Source organism: Aidingimonas halophila (assembly GCF_900106955.1).
Classification (GTDB): Bacteria; Pseudomonadota; Gammaproteobacteria; order Pseudomonadales; family Halomonadaceae; genus Aidingimonas; species Aidingimonas halophila.
Map to the genome: position 1 here is coordinate 1 of NZ_FNNI01000014.1, position 3,351 is coordinate 3,351.

General features: G+C 56.6%; 2 rRNA genes. Both read right to left on the reverse strand.

Features of this window, described 5'->3' with window-relative positions:
- Positions 1 to 43 precede the first annotated feature (43 nt).
- Positions 44 to 159 (reverse strand): 5S ribosomal RNA (rrf, locus tag BLW01_RS18175).
- Between the two features lie 78 nt (positions 160 to 237).
- Positions 238 to 3,134, reverse strand: a 23S ribosomal RNA gene (locus BLW01_RS18180).
- Positions 3,135 to 3,351 lie beyond the last annotated feature (217 nt).

Sequence of the window (3,351 nt, forward strand, 5' to 3'; positions counted from 1 at the left end):
AAAAAAATCCCCCGGGGGGTTCCCGGGGGATTGTCATGTGAGGGCCTGACGATGACCTACTCTCGCATGGGGAAGCCCCACACTACCATCGGCGCTGAGCGGTTTCACGACTGAGTTCGGCATGGGGTCAAGTGGTTCCCGCTCGCTATGGTCGTCAGGCAAAAAAAACCATGAATCATGCCGACCTACGCTCTCAAACCCGTCCGTCGAGCCAGCTCACCATCCCCTCGGGGTTATATGGTCAAGCCGCACGGATCATTAGTACCGGTTAGCTTAACGCCTCACAGCGCGTCCACACCCGGCCTATCCACCAGCTCGTCTTGCTGGATCCTTCAGGAGGCTTGATGCCTCGGGGACGTCTCATCTTGAAGGGGGCTTCCCGCTTAGATGCCTTCAGCGGTTATCCCGTCCGCACTTAGCTACCCGGCTATGCCACTGGCGTGACAACCGGACCACCAGCGGTGCGTCCACTCCGGTCCTCTCGTACTAGGAGCAGCCCTTCGCAAACGTCCAACGCCCACGGCAGATAGGGACCGAACTGTCTCACGACGTTCTAAACCCAGCTCGCGTACCACTTTAAATGGCGAACAGCCATACCCTTGGGACCGACTTCAGCCCCAGGATGTGATGAGCCGACATCGAGGTGCCAAACACCGCCGTCGATGTGAACTCTTGGGCGGTATCAGCCTGTTATCCCCGGAGTACCTTTTATCCGTTGAGCGATGGCCCTTCCATTCAGAACCACCGGATCACTAGAACCTACTTTCGTACCTGCTCGACGTGTCTGTCTCGCAGTCAAGCACCCTTATGCTCTTGCACGCCATGCACGATTTCCAACCGTGCTGAGGGTACCTTCGTGCTCCTCCGTTACGCTTTGGGAGGAGACCGCCCCAGTCAAACTACCCACCACACACTGTCCTCGACCCGGATAACGGGCCCAAGTGAGAACGCCCATGATGCCAGGCTGGTATTTCAAGGTCGGCTCCCGACAGACTGGCGTCTGCCGTTCCCAGCCTCCCAGCTATCCTACACAAGCAACATCAGCGTCCAGTGTGAAGCTGTAGTAAAGGTTCACGGGGTCTTTCCGTCTAGCCGCGGGTACACCGCATCTTCACGGCGATTTCAATTTCACTGAGTCTCGGGTGGAGACAGCGTGGCCATCATTACGCCATTCGTGCAGGTCGGAACTTACCCGACAAGGAATTTCGCTACCTTAGGACCGTTATAGTTACGGCCGCCGTTTACCGGGGCTTCGATCAAGCGCTTCGCCGGAGCTAACGCCATCAATTAACCTTCCGGCACCGGGCAGGCGTCACACCCTATACGTCCGCTTGCGCGTTAGCAGAGTGCTGTGTTTTTAATAAACAGTTGCAGCCACCTGGTTTCTGCGACCGGTTCTCGCTCCACCCGCAAGGGGCTTCACGATACGCCGGCGTGCCTTCTCCCGAAGTTACGGCACCATTTTGCCTAGTTCCTTCACCCGAGTTCTCTCAAGCGCCTGGGGATTCTCACCCTGACCACCTGTGTCGGTTTGGGGTACGGTCTCACGTGATCTGTCGCTTAGAGGCTTTTCCTGGAAGCGGGGCATCAGTGACTTCCACCCCGTGGGGTGTTCGTCTCACCTCTCGGCCTCGGGATCCCGGATTTGCCTGAGATCCCAGCCTACTGGCTTTCACCAGGACAACCAACGCCTGGCTCACCTAGCCTTCTTCGTCCCCCCATCGCAACCACGCGAGGTACGGGAATATTAACCCGTTTCCCATCGACTACGCCTTTCGGCCTCGCCTTAGGGGCCGACTCACTCTGCTCCGATTGACGTCGAACAGAAACCCTGGGTCTTCCGGCGTGCGGGGTTTTCACCCGCATTATCGTTACTCATGTCAGCATTCGCACTCGTGATACCTCCAGCCCACTTCTCAATGGACCTTCACCGGCGTACACGACGCTCCTCTACCGCCAATCCACACCGAAATGTGAACTCGCCCGTAGCTTCGGCACCTGGTTTAGCCCCGTTACATCTTCCGCGCAGGCCGACTCGACTAGTGAGCTATTACGCTTTCTTTCAAGGATGGCTGCTTCTAAGCCAACCTCCTAGCTGTCTAAGCCTTCCCACATCGTTTCCCACTTAACCAGGATTTCGGGGCCTTAGCTGACGGTCTGGGTTGTTTCCCTTTTCACAACGGACGTTAGCACCCGCCGTGTGTCTCCCACGCTCGCACTCACCGGTATTCGGAGTTTGCCTCGGGTTGGTAAGCCGGGATGGCCCCCTAGCCGAAACAGTGCTCTACCCCCGGCGGTGATACGTGAGGCGCTACCTAAATAGCTTTCGAGGAGAACCAGCTATCTCCGGGCTTGATTAGCCTTTCACTCCGATCCACAAGTCATCCAAATCTTTTTCAACAGATCCTGGTTCGGGCCTCCAGTTGATGTTACTCAACCTTCACCCTGCTCATGGATAGATCGCCCGGTTTCGGGTCTATATCCAGCGACTGGACGCCCAGTTAAGACTCGGTTTCCCTACGCCTCCCCTACTCGGTTAAGCTCGCCACTGAATATAAGTCGCTGACCCATTATACAAAAGGTACGCGGTCACAGGACACGCCTGCTCCCACTGCTTGTACGCATACGGTTTCAGGGTCTATTTCACTCCCCTCTCCGGGGTTCTTTTCGCCTTTCCCTCACGGTACTGGTTCACTATCGGTCAGCCAGGAGTATTTAGCCTTGGAGGATGGGCCCCCCATCTTCAGTCAGGGTTACACGTGCCCCGACCTACTCGTTTTCACGCGATCGGATTTTCGGCTACGGGGCTGTCACCCGCTATGGCTGAGCTTCCCAGCTCATTCGCCTAATCCGTCACACGCTTAAGGGCTACTCCCCGGTCGCTCGCCGCTACTGGGGGAATCTCGGTTGATTTCTGTTCCTCGGGGTACTGAGATGTTTCAGTTCCCCCGGTTCGCCTCACACCCCTATGGATTCAGGATGTGATACTCATCTTGAGATGAGTGGGTTTCCCCATTCAGAGATCGCCGGGTCGCAGGTCGTTTGCCACCTCACCGACGCTTATCGCAGGCTCCCACGTCTTTCATCGCCTCTGGCTGCCTAGGCATCCACCGTATGCGCTTACTCGCTTGACCATATAACCCGAAGGAGACGGTCTACGAGCTCGCTCGATAATTGCCGGACACGCTTGAGAGCGTATCTTTCATGTCAGCATGATTCATGTTGTTAAAGAGCTAGAGCCGTAAGCTCTAAGCGGTAAGCTTCAAGAAAAAGCCTACGGCTTAGGACTCACCGTGACTGTCGGGTAATCGCTCCGGGACGATTTGGTGGAGCCTACCGGGATCGAACCGG